Below are 14,644 nucleotides of genomic sequence, written 5' to 3' on the forward strand. Positions count from 1 at the left end.
TCCTGATTCCTGATTTGAAAATATTGAACCCGGAAAGTTGGGAAATGGGCGGGGTACGAGGTACTGGTTACAGGGTACAAGTTGCAGGGTACAGGGTGCAGGGTTGCCGGGCACATGCACAAACTGTGCCTTGTACCCTGAGACCTGTAACCTCCTGCCTTCTCATTATCTTTTCTCATTGTATCTTGCACCCTATGGTTATTACTTCTGCCACCTACCTGATCAGCAGCCCGGGTTATTTGCAATGCCCGAAAGCCGACCGCCCTGAATATGCTTTCATAGGCAGGAGTAATGTGGGCAAATCTTCACTGATCAATATGCTGTGCAATAATCAGAAACTGGCCAAAACTTCCGGCACGCCCGGCAAAACGCAGATGATCAACCACTTTGATGTTGTTAGCAGCGCTGAAAATAATAGTAAAGCGCAATGGTATATTGTTGATCTGCCGGGATATGGGTTTGCCAAAGTATCGCAGCAGCAACGCAAAAGCTGGAGCACAATGATTGAAGATTACCTGCGCAAAAGAGAGAACTTAGTGAATGTGTTTGTATTGATAGACAGCCGGCACAGCCCCCAGAAAGCTGACCTGGAATTTGTGAACCGCCTGGGCCAATGGGAAGTTCCTTTTTGTATGGTGTTTACCAAGGCCGATAAAACCACGCAATTGGAGGTAAGTAAAAATATCAAAGCCTTTTTAAATGCCATGCGTAAAACCTGGCAGTTTTTGCCTGCGCATTTTGTTACCAGCACCGTTAAAAAGCTGGGTAAAGATAAAATACTGGATGCGATAGCAAAGTGGAATGAGGAATTTACAGCAGGTAACGGTTAGGTATAAGGTATGAGGTATAAGGCGTAAGGTGAAGTCTCCATTCAACATCTCTTCTCTCCTCTCTCCCTTGACCTTGCACCATTTGCCTCCCACCATTCACTTCTAATTAACTACCTTATTGGCGCAACTGCTGCTGGCGAAAGCTTCCGGCTTGGCTTTAAACGCAAACCCCATCCCCAGTATATAGCCCATGGCTTCGCGCAGGGCTTCATTGCTTTTAAAATGAGGATTGGTGTTAATGTCGGCATGCACTTCCATGTCAACATCGAATTCGGTAAACAGGTCGCATAGCTCGTAAGCGATCTCAATGCTTTTGGCTACCTCCACCAGCATTCTCTCCTTAATGGAATACTGCTTGATGGTTTTTTCGTTGTGGATGAACATAAAGCCGCCGCGGCCTTCACGAAGAAATACAATTACCGTTGCAAACTCCGTTTCAGCGCCTTTTACCTGCGAGTCGGTGCCAATACAAACCTTCAGGTGAAAGCCATTTTGCGTTTCGCGGATGATAGCTTCTTTTACCGCATCCTTGATGGGGAGATGGATGCGCTCCCCGTTAAATCTTCTCCATAGCATATATGAACAGGTTTCCCCAATGTACGTTTTTTTCTGAATCTGTTCATTACCGTTAGATTAATATTTTGTTGGCGAACGCGCGATCAGGTTTCAGGCGTCAGGTTTCAGTGGGTAGCTGCTAACGGTTTCACGCCCGCCTGACCGGACGGGCATGCAAAGCCCGCAAAGAAGCAAAGAGCGCAAAGGTTTATTGTTTTGAGCTTTTGAATTTGGAGCAATAAGACGGTAACTACCAGCGATGAGACGAAGGCTCCTTCGGTTTTTTTGATTTGTGGTTTATGGTTTGTAGTTTATGGTTGCATTTCGCTTCTGATTTCGTCCCGCACGTGCCGGGATAATCTTAGGATTTTGGGAGTTTTTATGGCTTTTAGTTTATCGTTGTATTCCCTTCGGATTTCGGATTTATTGCTTCGGATTTGAATTTTGCCTGCGCTGCATTTTCAGTATTGTCCTGTGCTCAGCAAAACCAGTGTGCAGGCTTCTAATGTTTCAATGCCCTTTTCATTGGCAATGCGTTGCAATGCTTCATTTTCAGCACCGGGGTTAAAAATGATGCGCCGGGGATGAAGCGATAAAATATAATCGTAGTATTCTTTTTGGTGATCAGGGTTCAGGTAGAGTGTTACGGTATGCACACCTGGGTATGCCTTTTTTTCTGTATCAACTGTAACGTCTTTCACTGTTGCACTTTTTTTACCAATGGCCACTACTTCGTGTCCGGCATTGCGGAGGCGGTCGAGCGCAAGATAGCTATACCGTTGAGGATTAGGCGATGCACCCAGGATAAGCGTTTTCTTTTTTTCTGTTGTTGGCATAATACAGCGGTTAAAGGCGAAGTTAAATAAAAAAGGCTGCCTGGTTAAACAGACAGCCTATCTAACCGGCAGGCAACCGCGCCACACACTGTTATGAAGTGGTGATTTTTTTAGAGTGATACCGGGCCTCCGCTCATGATATCACCGGGAACTTTGCTCCTGTACTGCTCAAAATTTTCAATAAACCGCCCGGCTAACTTTTTAGCGGTTTGCGCATAGGCGCTTTTATCGTTCCAGCTATTTTCAGGATTGAGCATGCTGTAGGGCACGCCGGGGCAGCTTTGTGGTACAGACAGTCCAAAAAACTTATGGGTACTGCATACCACATCCGTTAATGCCCCCTGCAACGCGGCATTGATCATAGCCCGGGTATAGCGCAATGGAATGCGTTTGCCTGTTCCGTAAGCGCCTCCGCTCCACCCGGTGTTGATCAGCCATACGTTCGCTTGATACTTTTGCAGTTTTTCGCCCAGCATTTTCGTGTATACTGCCGGGTGCAATGGAAGAAAAGGTTCTCCAAAGCATGCGCTGAAAACTACCTTAGGCTCCGTAATACCTGTTTCTGTTCCCGCAACCTTAGCGGTATAGCCACTAATAAAATGATACATTGCCTGCTCATGGCTGAGCTTCGAAATGGGCGGAAGCACGCCATAGGCATCGCAGGTTAAAAAGAAAATATGACAGGGTGAAGGTCCCTGTGATGGTTCAGCCGCATTGGGTATAAAATGCAGGGGATAAGATACCCTGGTATTCTCCGTTATTGTTTTATCAAAAAAGTCTATCTGCCGCGATCCTTCCCTGAACTTAGTATTTTCCACTAAAGCGCCATAACGGATAGCTTTATATATACCGGGCTCTTTTTCTTCTTCTAAGCCAAAGCATTTGGCATAGCATCCTCCCTCAAAATTAAAAATGCCGTTATCGCTCCATCCATGTTCATCGTCTCCGATCAACTTGCGTTCCGGCGATGTGCTGAGGGTGGTTTTGCCCGTGCCGCTTAATCCAAAAAAAAGCGCGGTATCTTCTTTTTCACCAATATTGGCGGCACAATGCATCCCCAATGCTTTGTTTGATACAGGCAGCAGGTAATTCAATACCGAAAAAACAGCTTTTTTTATTTCTCCCGTATAGGCGGTTCCTGCAATTAATATCATTTTGTGTTTAAAGCTTATCACCACCGCGTTTCCCTGCCTTGTGCCGCATACTTTGTGCGTTAGTGATAGCCCGGGCGCCGAAAAAATATGCCAGTCCGGACTAAAATCTTCCAGCTCCTCTTCCGTTGGGCGAAGGAACATATTACAGGCGAATAAATTGATCCAGGGCTTTTCATTTACGATACGGATATTGAGCCTGAAGCTTGCATCGGCACCGGTGTAGCAATCCCTTACCCAAAGCTCCGGTTGCTCATTGAGGTAGGCGGTAACCTGCCGGAAGATGATGTCGAAATAATGCGCTTCCAGCGGCTGGTTAATATCGTTCCAGTTGACGCTGTTTTCGGTGATGCCATCCTTTACAATATACCTGTCCTTTGGACTTCGCCCGGTGAATTTCCCAGTGTGAATTACCAGGGCGCCGGTGTCGTTCAGCACACCTTCTCCCAAACGGAGCGTGGCATTAACCAGGTCTTCCGGGAGAGACTGGTAATGCATATGGTCCGAAACTTTTAATCCGTAATGCATGAGCTTTTGGGGTGAAAAAAGGAATACCGGTACTGACATATGGTTAAGTTTGAAAAGCAAAGCTAAAGATCAAATTCCTAAAAACCTAACGATCGTTAGTTTTTATAAGGATGGTGGCTAACAGCCGCAAAAAAGGAACAAATTGACGGGAAACAAAGGCAGGTCTTAAATCCGGAATCATACGCTCTGAATCCGAAGAGAATACAATCCGAAATCCAAAATGGAATATAATGATACCTGAAGCAGATCCACTGGTTTCAGGTTACACACTTCACACGCATACCCAATACCTCATGCCTTCTTCAATGATTTTTGTAACCCGGCATTTTATGCAGATATTGCATTATTATTCAACCGGATAAAGCAATATGCCATGAAATATCTGCCGTTAAATCCTGAAATCTTTATTCAGAACCGCAAAAGATTTACCGCACGCATGGAGAAAAACGCCATAGCCATATTTAACAGCAATGATGAATTACCTTCAAATGGCGACGCGCTGTATCCTTTTAAGCAAAATTCTGACCTATACTGGCTTACGGGTATCGAACAGGAAGATTCCATGCTCATTCTTTTCCCCGGTAACCCCGATAAAAAATACAGGGAAGTGCTGGTGCTGGTGCGCCCCAATGAGCTGAAAGAAAAATGGGACGGGCACCGCCTGCGGGCCAGGGAAGCCGAAGCCATATCGGGTATTTCAACAATTCTTTGGTTAGATGCATTAGATGGTTTGTTACAGCCCTGGATCCATTTATCCGATATCATTTATCTCAACAGTAATGAAAACGACAGGAAGGCAAACCTTGTACCTGTAAGAGATTATCGCTATGCAAGGCAAATGCGGCGCCGTTACCCGCTGCATGAGTACAGGCGCAGCGCCAGGATACTGAAAGAGCTGCGGGGTATTAAAACAGCGCTTGAAATAGAAGTGATGCAGGAGGCCATTGATATAACGGAAAAAACGTTCAGGCGTTTATTATCCTTTATCCGGCCGGGGGTGATGGAGTATGAAATTGAAGCGGAGATTTTTCACGAGTTCTTACGCAACCGGGCTACGGGTCCGGCCTATGGTTCTATCATCGCCAGCGGCGACAGGGCAAGAACCCTGCATTATGTATCGAACAATCATGAATGCAAAGACGGCGAATTAATATTAATGGATTTTGGCGCTGAATACGGCGGCTATTGCGCCGATCTTACCCGCACGGTTCCTGTAAACGGAAAATTTACCAAACGGCAGAAAGAAGTGTATAATGCCTGTCTGCATTTGCATCATTACGCGGCGTCAATTTTAAAGCCGGGCATTACAATGGTTGATTATACCGAAAAAGTGGGCGAGGAAGCCACGAAACAATTTCTGAAGATCGGCCTGCTGAAAAAAGCGGATGTAAAAAATGAAGACCGGGAAAACAGGGCATACCGGAAATATTTGTACCACGGCATTTCGCATCACCTGGGCGTGGATGTGCATGACCTGGGTACGCGAACCGAACCCATACAGGCAGGGATGGTATTTACAATAGAACCGGGCATTTATATTGAAGAAGAACAGATGGGTATACGCATCGAAAATAATTTCTGGGTTACTAAAAACGGCAATAAAGATTTGATGAAGAAGATACCTGTTACCACCGGCGAAATAGAAGCCCTGATGAAAAAATAACAAATCACTGCATTACAAATCGTACGATTGATGAAGCATATCCCTAATTTATTTACACTCCTCAACCTGGTTTTTGGGTGTTTGGCCATTATTGTAATACTGCAAAGCGGCATTGGTTTAATAACTACCGCCGACGGCGTTCAGATGATGAATATGCCCGAGCAAATATTCCTGGCTTCCTTGTTTATTGCTTTAGCGGCAGTGATTGACTTTTTTGACGGCTTTGTTGCCCGGTTAATGAAAACAACATCTGCTATGGGCAAGCAATTGGATTCGCTGGCCGATGTAGTGAGCTTTGGCGTGGCGCCGGGACTAATCATTTACCAGTTTTTGCGCTTATCGGTAGCCAGGGAGGAGAACGGGTTAGACGCTTCTTTTGCCTGGCTGCTGCCGGCATTGCTGTTGCCCTGTGCCGCGGCATGGCGTTTGGCCCGATTTAACTTAGATGAAACGCAAACCTACCACTTTAAAGGCGTACCTGTGCCTGCCGTGGGTTTGCTGGTGGCTTCCTTTCCGCTTATCTTCTGGCACAGCTCTGCTGCTGCCGTTACCGGTATTTTTTTGAATAAATGGATATGGTATGCTGTGCTTTTATTGCTGAGCTGGCTGATGGTATCCAATATGCCCGTTATGAGCTTAAAGTTTAAGGATTATTCCTTTAAGAACAATATGTCCAAATGGATACTGGTTTTGCTGGCGATCGTACTTGTGGTGTTGTTTCAATGGACGGCCGTTCCGCTTATTTTTATCGCCTACATTCTGTTATCTTTGCCGCTCAAAAATAAAATAGCATCATGACCTACGCTGTTCATATTAATATTATGCCGCTGAAAGAATTACTTGATCCGCAGGGAAAAGCGGTAATGAGCGGACTAAGCAATCTGGGATTGAAAGGCGTTGAAGACGTTCGCATTGGAAAGCACATTACCCTGCAGGTAGAAGCGGGCTCTGCTGAAGAAGCGAAAAGAATAGCGGAGGAAGCTTCGCAAAAATTATTAGCCAACCAGGTAATGGAATATTTTGAGATAACGGTAGCTCCTGCCGCCTAAAGGAGCAATTATGCTTTACATCGTTCCATCTCCGATAGGTAATCTTTCCGACATGAGTTTCAGGGCAGTAGAAGTTTTACAGAAAGCTGATCTCATACTGGCAGAAGATACCCGCACCTCATCTGTATTGCTCCGGCATTACAATATACAAAAGCCCGTTACTCCCCATCACCAGCACAATGAGCATAAAATAGTACATCACCTGGTAGAACAGATGCTGGCAGGTAAAACCATGGCCATGCTTACGGATGCGGGCACACCGGGTATTTCCGACCCCGCCTTTTTACTGGTAAGGGAATGTGTGAAAAACAATATCAGGGTAGAATGCCTGCCCGGCGCTACGGCATTTGTGCCTGCATTGGTGAACAGCGGGCTGCCCATTAACCGGTTTTGTTTTGAAGGATTTTTGCCATTGAAAAAGGGACGGCAAACTTTATTTAAAAAACTGGCCGAAGAAGAACGCACTATTGTTTTTTATGAATCCCCTATGCGCCTGGTGAAAACCCTTGAAGAGTGCATACTGTATTTTGGTGAAGAAAGACAATGTTGTGTAAGCAGGGAACTTACTAAGATGTTTGAAGAAAATAAAAGAGGCAGCTTGCGTGAAGTATGCGATTATTTTAAAGCAAAAGCAGTTAAAGGAGAGATCGTGGTTGTGGTAAGCGGTAAAGAGCAATGAGAGAATTTGAAAATTTGAAAATGGGAAACCGAGAGGCAACCCAGATAAAACCATAAATTATAAACTCATATTTAAGCTTTTTTTACCAGTCAAAATATGTTTATTGAAATTCATGGCATGAAATTGCATCTATAATTTAAAAATTAACATCATGAAAAAAATATTGCTTTTAATTGTGCTGGCCGGCGCCGTAAGCTTTATACAAACAGCTACTGCCCAGATCAGGAAAATACCCGCAGAAGTAACCAATGCTTTTTCGGAGAAATATGATGACGCGAAGAATGTGGAATGGAAAGACAACCTTAATGCATTTATTGCCAGCTTTGAGGAGCATGGCGAAAAATATGAAGCAAAATTCAATAAAAAAGGTAAATGGCAAAGCACTGAAAAGCAATTGGAGATAAGCGATTTACCTGGCATAGTAAACGACGGATTTGAAAAGAGTAAGTATTCAGAATGGGAAGTAAAGTCGGTATACGAAATTGAGCTGCCCGGTGATGTAAAGCAATACAGGGTACGCGTGGCTAAATCAGATATCCAGCAAAAGAACCTACTTTTTAACGAAAAGGGAAAGTTGCTAAAGGATAATCTTACTTTATAGATAAGACAGTAAGACCGTAAGATAGTAAGACTGTAAGAGGTGAAGGGTGAGAGGAAAGTCCCTCTTTGCCTTCACCTTTTAACTTTTATAATGCGAATTATATACCACCGGCCTTATTATCTTTGGCGCTATTGAAATCATAAAACTTATTCCGGATGAACAGGATAATTTTAGTTGTAGTGTTTTTATGCAGTGGCTATACTATTGCTTTTACCCAGCCGGACCGCTGGCAGCAGAAAGTAAAGTATGTGATGGATATTGATATGAATGTGCAGACCAACCGGTTGAAGGGAAAACAAACGCTAGAGTACTGGAATAATTCGCCCGATACTTTGTATAAGGTGTTTTATCATTTATACTGGAATGCATTTCAACCCAACAGCATGATGGATATGCGCAGCCGCGAGCTGGGCAATATTGAATTTCGTGCCTCCAACAACCAGGTCGTTAAAGATTGGGACAGCCGCGTAAGAGACCGCATTGAGCATCTGGAGCCGGATGAAATCGGGTATCAGAAAATATTATCTCTTAAAATGAATGGCGTAGCACAGCAGTATAATATATATGAAACCATCCTGGAAGTAGCGTTAAGTAAGCCTGTAGCGCCTAAGTCCAAAGTGATATTTGATATGGATTTTGAAGCACAGGTGCCGCTGCAGATCAGGCGGGCAGGAAGAGATAACCCCAATACCGGGGTGCGCTATTCTATGAGCCAGTGGTATCCCAAACTATGCGAATATGATGAGGAAGGCTGGCATCCTACGCCTTATGTGGCACGTGAATTTTACGGCGTATGGGGCGATTATGAAGTAAACATTACCCTCGATAAAAATTATATCATTGGCGGCACCGGTTATTTGCAAAACGCGAACCAGGTAGGGTATGGCTATGAAAAAAAAGGAACAAAAGTGATTCGTTCGCAGGGCAATACCTTAACATGGCGGTTTACCGCGCCAAATGTGCACGATTTTGTTTGGGCGGCTGATCCGCAGTTTACACATTTAACACGCAACATTCCAAACGGTCCCACCATTCACGTTTTATATAAAAACAAGCCTAATGATGCCGCCAATGACAACGCGTGGAAAGAAGTAGCCGACGCCGCGGTAACGGTATTTCCCTTTATTGAAAAACATTTTGGAGCATATCCCTATAAGCAATATTCGTTTATACATGGGGGTGATGGGGGGATGGAATATCCGATGGCAACTTTAGTGAGCGGGCCGGGGCTGGGCACTGCATTTCATGAGCTGCTGCACAGTTGGTACCAGATGATGCTGGCTACCAATGAGTCGCTGTATGCATGGATAGATGAAGGATTTGTTACGTATGCGGAAGACCTGGTGTCTGAATATTACAGGCAACAAAAAGGGAATCCTACTTTCAGCAATGAAATATCCACCGGTCCGCGCAACAGCAGCGATGAAGCGCTCCCCTTGTATCATGCCGACAGCTATGCCGGCTACTTTAGCCTGGTGAAAAGCGGGCTGGAAGAGCCTTTAACCACGCATGCCGACCATTTTAATACCAATTTCGCGTATGCCAGGGCCGCTTATTCAAAAGGAGCCGTATTCCTGGCGCAGTTAGGGTATATTATCAGCGACTCGCTGAGAGACAAAACTTTGCTGGAATATTATAAGCAATGGCGGTTTAAGCATCCCAATGCCAATGACTTCATTCGTGTAGCCGAAAAGGTGAGTGGCATACAGTTAAACTGGTATAAGGAATATTGGGTAAACACTACTAAAACCATTGATTATAGTATAGACAGCTTGTGGGAGCAGGGCGGCAAAACAAAAGTACGCCTGCGTATGATAGGGCAGATGCCTATGCCCGTAGATGTGCTATTGCAATACAAAGACGGCTCCAAAGCAACCGTATATATACCGCAGTTCAGCATGTTTGGAGCGAAACCACCGGAAGACAACATTCCCCGGCTTGTACGCGAGCCCTGGAAGTGGACGCATCCTACTTATGTGCTGGAAGTAGATCAGCGTTTAATGAATGTGCAGTCTATTGAAATAGACCCAACCTGGCGCATGGCGGATGTGAACAGGAAAAACAATAAGCTGGAGTTGAAATGGTAATTTGAAAATGTGGGAAATGTGATAATTTGAAAATGGAGGAAGGTACGTTGCTGCCCATAGCTCAAAGCTGATCGCTCATAGCCAGCCTTCTTCGGATTTTTCTGCTTGGGATTTAATAATTTATAGTTTATCGTTTGTGGTTTCAGGTTGCATTGCGCTTCGGATTTCGGATTTTAAGTATTCGGATTTTGAGATTTATTTGGTTCTTGTTATTTGGTCCTTGATGCTTTCCCTTCGGATTTCGGATTTTCGACTTCGGATTTGTAATTTGTTTGTTATTTGGCGCTTTTGTATTTATTCGTATTTCGAAATTCCCGCTTCGGATTTTGTATTTGCCCCTGCTACCCTGCTCTACTCTGCCGGAAATTAAGTATATTACACAGGAGAGTTGTTTACCTGCTTTACCATCCGGGCATTTTTGTATGAAACGATTTTTACTATATTTTTTTCTTATATCCTTTTTCCCTGTTTTTGTACTTGGACAGAAGGTAATTGCTATACAAATTGACGGAACCATTAATCCCGCATCTGCGGATTTTATTCATAATGCTATTGAAAAAGCGGGGGAAGAAAAAGCGGAATGCCTGATTATCCGCCTTAATACGCCCGGCGGATTGTTAACATCAACAAGGAGCATTGTTAGCGATTTGCTGGTTGCGCCCATACCTGTAATCGTATATGTATCTCCCGGTGGCGCCCATGCCGGTTCGGCGGGTGTTTTTATAACCATGGCCGCGAATATTGCCGCAATGGCGCCTGCTACCAATATTGGCGCGGCGCACCCTGTTGCCATGCAGGGTGGAATGGACAGTACGATGAACAGTAAAGCAACCAATGATGCGGCAGCGTTTATACGCAGCATTGCCGAGAAGCGCAACCGGAATCTCGACTGGGCTGAAGATGCGGTAAGAAACAGTGTTTCTATAACCGAAACAGAAGCCCTGCAGAAAAATGTTATTGATATTATTGCCGTTACTGAAAAGGATCTGCTCAGCCAGATAGATGGAAAAACAGTCCGGCTTCCATTCGGAGAGCATGTGCTGCAAACTAAAAATGCTGTAGTGCAAACCTACAGCATGAGTGTTTGGGAAAAGATCCTGAATATCATCAGTGATCCCAGCATCGCTTACATTTTGCTACTGCTGGGTATGTATGGAATAATGTTTGAGCTATACAATCCCGGCACTATGCTTCCGGGTATAGTAGGTGTTATCAGTCTTATACTTGCTTTTTATTCCATGCATTCCCTGCCGGTTAACTATGCAGGACTTGCTCTTATTGTTTTTGGAGTAATTCTTTTTATCCTGGAAATTAAAATAGCGAGCAACGGCTTATTAACCATTGGCGGTATTGTTTCCCTTTTGCTTGGCTCAATGATGCTTATCCGTACCACATCGGGGCTGGAGCTGGCAAGAATTTCCCGGGTGGTTATTTTTTCTGCCACATTGATTTCTGCCCTGTTTTTTCTTTTTGTGGTTGGGTTGGGATTAAAAGCCCAGCGGCGGAAAGTAGTTACCGGCCGGGAAGGGCTGGGAGGCATTACCGGTATCGCTATGGAAACCCTCAACCCTTTGGGTATTATTATGCTGGAAGGAGAAATATGGAATGCAGAATCTGTTGGAGGTGAAATTAAAAAAGGAGAAAGCGTAAAGGTCCGGGAAATGAAAGACCTGAAAGTATATGTTGAGAAAGCTAATATTTAATTCATAACATAAAACAAAGATCATGGAACAACTTCCCATCGGACTTATTGTACTCCTCTTTTTTGTGATCATCATTCTTGCCAATTCCGTTCGCATCTTACGCGAATATGAAAGAGGCGTTATTTTCAGGCTCGGCCGCCTGATCGGGGGCGATGGTGTAAAAGGTCCCGGGCTTATTATACTCATTCCTGTTATAGATAAAATGGTAAAAGTGAGTCTTCGCGTGGTGGTAATGGATGTGCCTACGCAGGATATTATTACGCAGGATAATGTTTCGGTTAAGGTAAGTGCGGTAGTTTATTGCCGGGTGGTTGAGCCGCAAAAGGCTATAGTAGCTGTTGAAAATTACCTGATGGCTACTTCTCAGTTCTCGCAAACCACGCTGCGTAGCGTACTGGGTCAGTCGGAGCTGGATGACCTGCTTTCGCAGCGCGAAAAAATAAATATCAAGCTACAGCAGATCATTGATATGCATACCGAACCCTGGGGCGTTAAAGTATCCAATGTTGAAGTAAAGCAAATTGATCTTCCCCAGGAGATGCAAAGAGCGATGGCCAAACAGGCAGAAGCAGAAAGAGAGCGGAGAAGCAAGGTGATTGCCGCCGAAGGTGAGTTCCAGGCTTCACAACGCCTCGCCGATGCCGCAAAAATATTAGCAGATCAGCCCAGCGCTTTAACCCTGCGCTACCTGCAAACCCTGCGTGAAATTGCTACCGAAAACAATTCAACCACTATCTTCCCGATACCCATAGATATATTGAAACCTTTTTTGAATAAGCCGGAAAAGTAAAGACTTCAGCAAAATGTGATCCCGCTTCAATCATTGGATATGTGTGCCACTGATAAAAGAATTGATGCTGGCGTGGGTGGAAGAATGGAAAATAAGGAACTGAAAGTATTTGAGGAGGTAAGGTCAACGAATTGCTTTAAGGTGTTTAATTGCTTATATAGCACATTAAAATATCTCTAAACACCCGTATTCGATAGATTGAAGTAGGCTTTCAATATCCTGTCTGTGTCTTATCAATAGCTCTCCTATAAAATGATTACTTTGATTTCCTGTTCTCAATAACACAACCTTTGGAGGAAATCCCTTTCCGCTCGCTAAATTTAAGAAGTCCTCATCATTAGTAACGATAATAAGATCATTTGATAATGCATAGTTCCATATTTCAGTATCTTTTGCAGGAATGGTTAACCCGATGTAATCAACATGAAAGCAGTCTGTAAAATAGGGTTTCAAATTCGCGATTAGACGCCAGGATATATTCGCATCCAAAAGCAGCTTCATATTTAGACAGCTATAGTTTTAATAAAAGACTCCCTGTTAGCTGCAAAAGCAAGGGCCGCCAAAATATGTTCCTCCTTTAAAGAGGGGTAATCCTCTAATATTTGAGCATGGGTCATTCCGGAAGCCAACCATTGCAATATGTCAGCTACAGCAATTCTTGTCCCCTTTATGCAAGGTTTACCAAAACGTATTTCCGGATTAATAGATATATATGAAGAAAATGCTGTCATACTATAGAATTAATATTTACTCCAAAGCGGTTTTATCAGTAGACAAATGACCTGCCATCATTCAACGCTACGTCTGTTTCTTTTCAAAGTTATGGATTTTTATGCATTGTTTCTGCCTGACATCACTTGCCTGCCATTTTTGAGTATGCGCTTTCATTCCGTATCTCCCTGTTGCGTATCTTTCATGAATAAAAAGAAGAAGTATGAAATTCATTGTCTCTCTTTTGCTGCTGGTATTCCAGGTGAAGTTTTCAACAGCGCAAACCGAAACTACCTATGCCGAAAAATTAGGATACCCGAAAGGCGCTAAGATCATCATTTTGCATATTGATGATATGGGCATGTCTTACGACTCGAATATTGGCGGCATTGAAGCCATGACAAAAGGGGTTGCCAACTCCTGCAGTGTTATGATGCCCTGCCCCTGGGTACCCGGATTCGTACATTATATGAAAGCACACCCGGGGTTAGATGCCGGACTGCATCTAACTTTAACATCCGAATGGAAAGATTACCGCTGGGGGCCGCTAAGCGGTAAACCTCAAACACCCGGCTTAACCGATCCCGAAGGCGCCATGTGGCGTGGTGTGGCCGATGTGGTGAAGCATGCCAGCGCCGATGAAGTGGAAACCGAAATAAGAGCGCAGATTGACAGGGCGAAAACGATGGGTTTTGAACCCACGCATCTCGACTCGCATATGGGCACCCTGTTTGCCACACCGGCATTTATTGAGCGTTATATTAAAGTGGGCATCGAGTACCAAATCCCGGTAATGTTCCCCGGCGGGCACAATACCTTAATCGCACAGGAGCTGAAAAACACTTCGGCCGATATGCAGATGGCGCGCGCTGTTGGCAAAAAATTATGGGATGCCGGCTTGCCCGTGCTGGATGACTTGTACAACGACAGCTATAGCTGGAAACCCACGCCAGGCATATATGCAAACGATAAAAAATTACAGGCGTATAAAACAGGGAAGTATATTGAAGTGCTGAAATCATTGCAACCCGGTATTACTATGATCATTATGCATTGCACCAATACCACCGAAGTATTTGAGCATATCTCCGACTCGGGCCCAACACGCAGGGGCGATTATTTAGCCATGATGGATCCGGCATTGAAAAAATTTATTGAAAAAGAGGGTATTATTCTTACTACCTGGAGGGAAATGATGGATCGGAGAAGAGTACAGTGAGAGGTGAAAGAGAGAAGTGAGAGAAGGAATGTAGCTCTCCTGATACCTGCTGATGGCAAAGCATCAAGAACCAAATCACAAAAAACAAATAAATTTCAAACGATAAATCCGAAGCCTAAATTCAGAAATTCGAAGGAAAACGCAACCGTAAACTGCAAACTAAAAATTACAAATTAAAAATTCGAAGCCATTAGTGTCCGGTAAAAATACTTGATTGATAAATTTAAAGGAGGCGGTAAGCC

General features: G+C 44.2%; 15 protein-coding genes. 10 read left to right on the forward strand and 5 right to left on the reverse strand.

What is annotated here, in order from left to right:
* Positions 1 to 830, forward strand: an 830-nt coding sequence (gene yihA / locus PLE34_RS16065) for a ribosome biogenesis GTP-binding protein YihA/YsxC (RefSeq protein ID WP_324558588.1), incomplete at its 5' end; no start/stop codon positions are given.
* 102 nt (positions 831 to 932) lie between these two features.
* On the opposite strand, the gene PLE34_RS16070 is transcribed toward yihA, so the two are convergent.
* The 3 genes from PLE34_RS16070 to pckA all read right to left on the reverse strand — a co-directional run bounded on the left by PLE34_RS16070 (position 933) and on the right by pckA (position 3,939).
* On the reverse strand, positions 933 to 1,406 hold the full coding sequence (locus PLE34_RS16070) for a ribonuclease H-like YkuK family protein (RefSeq protein ID WP_324558590.1): 474 nt from the start codon (positions 1,404 to 1,406) through the stop codon (positions 933 to 935).
* Between the two features lie 440 nt (positions 1,407 to 1,846).
* Positions 1,847 to 2,221, reverse strand: coding sequence for a CoA-binding protein (locus PLE34_RS16075; RefSeq protein WP_324558592.1), 375 nt, complete (start codon positions 2,219 to 2,221; stop codon positions 1,847 to 1,849).
* Between the two features lie 110 nt (positions 2,222 to 2,331).
* Positions 2,332 to 3,939 (reverse strand): phosphoenolpyruvate carboxykinase (ATP), encoded by a 1,608-nt coding sequence (gene pckA / locus PLE34_RS16080; RefSeq protein ID WP_324558594.1) that lies wholly within the window; start codon positions 3,937 to 3,939, stop codon positions 2,332 to 2,334.
* A 334-nt stretch (positions 3,940 to 4,273) separates the two neighbouring features.
* Here pckA and PLE34_RS16085 point away from each other — a divergent pair, with 334 nt between their 5' ends.
* The 8 genes from PLE34_RS16085 (at position 4,274) to PLE34_RS16120 (ending at position 12,472) form a co-directional block, all read left to right on the forward strand.
* Positions 4,274 to 5,563: an aminopeptidase P family protein gene (locus PLE34_RS16085; RefSeq protein WP_324558596.1), complete on the forward strand. Its 1,290-nt coding sequence runs from the start codon at positions 4,274 to 4,276 to the stop codon at positions 5,561 to 5,563.
* Positions 5,564 to 5,593: 30 nt separating this feature from the next.
* Entirely contained in the window at positions 5,594 to 6,361 is a 768-nt protein-coding gene (locus PLE34_RS16090; RefSeq protein ID WP_324558598.1) for a CDP-alcohol phosphatidyltransferase family protein, read from the forward strand.
* Positions 6,358 to 6,612, forward strand: coding sequence for a phosphoribosylformylglycinamidine synthase subunit PurS (purS, locus tag PLE34_RS16095; protein ID WP_324558600.1), 255 nt, complete (start codon positions 6,358 to 6,360; stop codon positions 6,610 to 6,612). The genes PLE34_RS16090 and purS overlap by 4 nt, the downstream gene beginning before the upstream one ends.
* A gap of 10 nt (positions 6,613 to 6,622) precedes the next feature.
* Positions 6,623 to 7,291, forward strand: a complete 669-nt coding sequence (rsmI, locus tag PLE34_RS16100; RefSeq protein ID WP_324558602.1) for a 16S rRNA (cytidine(1402)-2'-O)-methyltransferase — start codon at positions 6,623 to 6,625, stop codon at positions 7,289 to 7,291.
* 151 nt (positions 7,292 to 7,442) lie between these two features.
* Complete coding sequence (locus tag PLE34_RS16105; protein WP_324558603.1) at positions 7,443 to 7,892, forward strand: PepSY-like domain-containing protein; 450 nt, start codon at positions 7,443 to 7,445, stop codon at positions 7,890 to 7,892.
* 155 nt (positions 7,893 to 8,047) lie between these two features.
* Positions 8,048 to 9,979 carry a M1 family metallopeptidase gene (locus PLE34_RS16110; RefSeq protein ID WP_324558605.1) on the forward strand — a complete coding sequence of 644 codons (1,932 nt, stop codon included), beginning with the start codon at positions 8,048 to 8,050 and terminating at the stop codon, positions 9,977 to 9,979.
* A gap of 422 nt (positions 9,980 to 10,401) precedes the next feature.
* The gene (locus tag PLE34_RS16115) at positions 10,402 to 11,682 is read left to right on the forward strand and encodes an NfeD family protein (protein WP_324558607.1); all 1,281 of its coding nucleotides are present in this window, start codon (positions 10,402 to 10,404) and stop codon (positions 11,680 to 11,682) included.
* A gap of 22 nt (positions 11,683 to 11,704) precedes the next feature.
* Positions 11,705 to 12,472, forward strand: coding sequence for a slipin family protein (locus PLE34_RS16120; RefSeq protein WP_324558609.1), 768 nt, complete (start codon positions 11,705 to 11,707; stop codon positions 12,470 to 12,472).
* Between the two features lie 165 nt (positions 12,473 to 12,637).
* Here PLE34_RS16120 and PLE34_RS21905 read toward each other — a convergent pair whose 3' ends face one another.
* A complete protein-coding gene (locus PLE34_RS21905) occupies positions 12,638 to 12,973 on the reverse strand; it encodes a DUF5615 family PIN-like protein (protein ID WP_502875882.1) in 336 nt (111 codons plus the stop codon).
* Between the two features lie 2 nt (positions 12,974 to 12,975).
* Complete coding sequence (locus PLE34_RS16125) at positions 12,976 to 13,203, reverse strand: DUF433 domain-containing protein (RefSeq protein WP_324558611.1); 228 nt, start codon at positions 13,201 to 13,203, stop codon at positions 12,976 to 12,978.
* Between the two features lie 203 nt (positions 13,204 to 13,406).
* On the opposite strand from PLE34_RS16125, the gene PLE34_RS16130 reads away from it, so the two are divergent.
* Positions 13,407 to 14,402 carry a polysaccharide deacetylase family protein gene (locus PLE34_RS16130; protein ID WP_324558613.1) on the forward strand — a complete coding sequence of 332 codons (996 nt, stop codon included), beginning with the start codon at positions 13,407 to 13,409 and terminating at the stop codon, positions 14,400 to 14,402.
* The last annotated feature ends 242 nt before the right edge of the window (positions 14,403 to 14,644 follow it).

Source organism: Agriterribacter sp. (assembly GCF_035445465.1).
Taxonomy (GTDB): Bacteria; Bacteroidota; Bacteroidia; order Chitinophagales; family Chitinophagaceae; genus Agriterribacter.

What these genes read in the sequence shown, in the direction of transcription:
- PLE34_RS16070 (WP_324558590.1), bottom strand. Translation starts at nt 1,406, where the DNA reads ATGCTATGGAGAAGATTTAACGGGGAGCGCATCCATCTCCCCATCAAG.
- PLE34_RS16075 (WP_324558592.1), bottom strand. Translation starts at nt 2,221, where the DNA reads ATGCCAACAACAGAAAAAAAGAAAACGCTTATCCTGGGTGCATCGCCT.
- pckA (WP_324558594.1), bottom strand. Translation starts at nt 3,939, where the DNA reads ATGTCAGTACCGGTATTCCTTTTTTCACCCCAAAAGCTCATGCATTAC.
- PLE34_RS16085 (WP_324558596.1), top strand. Translation starts at nt 4,274, where the DNA reads ATGAAATATCTGCCGTTAAATCCTGAAATCTTTATTCAGAACCGCAAA.
- PLE34_RS16090 (WP_324558598.1), top strand. Translation starts at nt 5,594, where the DNA reads ATGAAGCATATCCCTAATTTATTTACACTCCTCAACCTGGTTTTTGGG.
- purS (WP_324558600.1), top strand. Translation starts at nt 6,358, where the DNA reads ATGACCTACGCTGTTCATATTAATATTATGCCGCTGAAAGAATTACTT.
- rsmI (WP_324558602.1), top strand. Translation starts at nt 6,623, where the DNA reads ATGCTTTACATCGTTCCATCTCCGATAGGTAATCTTTCCGACATGAGT.
- PLE34_RS16105 (WP_324558603.1), top strand. Translation starts at nt 7,443, where the DNA reads ATGAAAAAAATATTGCTTTTAATTGTGCTGGCCGGCGCCGTAAGCTTT.
- PLE34_RS16110 (WP_324558605.1), top strand. Translation starts at nt 8,048, where the DNA reads ATGAACAGGATAATTTTAGTTGTAGTGTTTTTATGCAGTGGCTATACT.
- PLE34_RS16115 (WP_324558607.1), top strand. Translation starts at nt 10,402, where the DNA reads ATGAAACGATTTTTACTATATTTTTTTCTTATATCCTTTTTCCCTGTT.
- PLE34_RS16120 (WP_324558609.1), top strand. Translation starts at nt 11,705, where the DNA reads ATGGAACAACTTCCCATCGGACTTATTGTACTCCTCTTTTTTGTGATC.
- PLE34_RS21905 (WP_502875882.1), bottom strand. Translation starts at nt 12,973, where the DNA reads ATGAAGCTGCTTTTGGATGCGAATATATCCTGGCGTCTAATCGCGAAT.
- PLE34_RS16125 (WP_324558611.1), bottom strand. Translation starts at nt 13,203, where the DNA reads ATGACAGCATTTTCTTCATATATATCTATTAATCCGGAAATACGTTTT.
- PLE34_RS16130 (WP_324558613.1), top strand. Translation starts at nt 13,407, where the DNA reads ATGAAATTCATTGTCTCTCTTTTGCTGCTGGTATTCCAGGTGAAGTTT.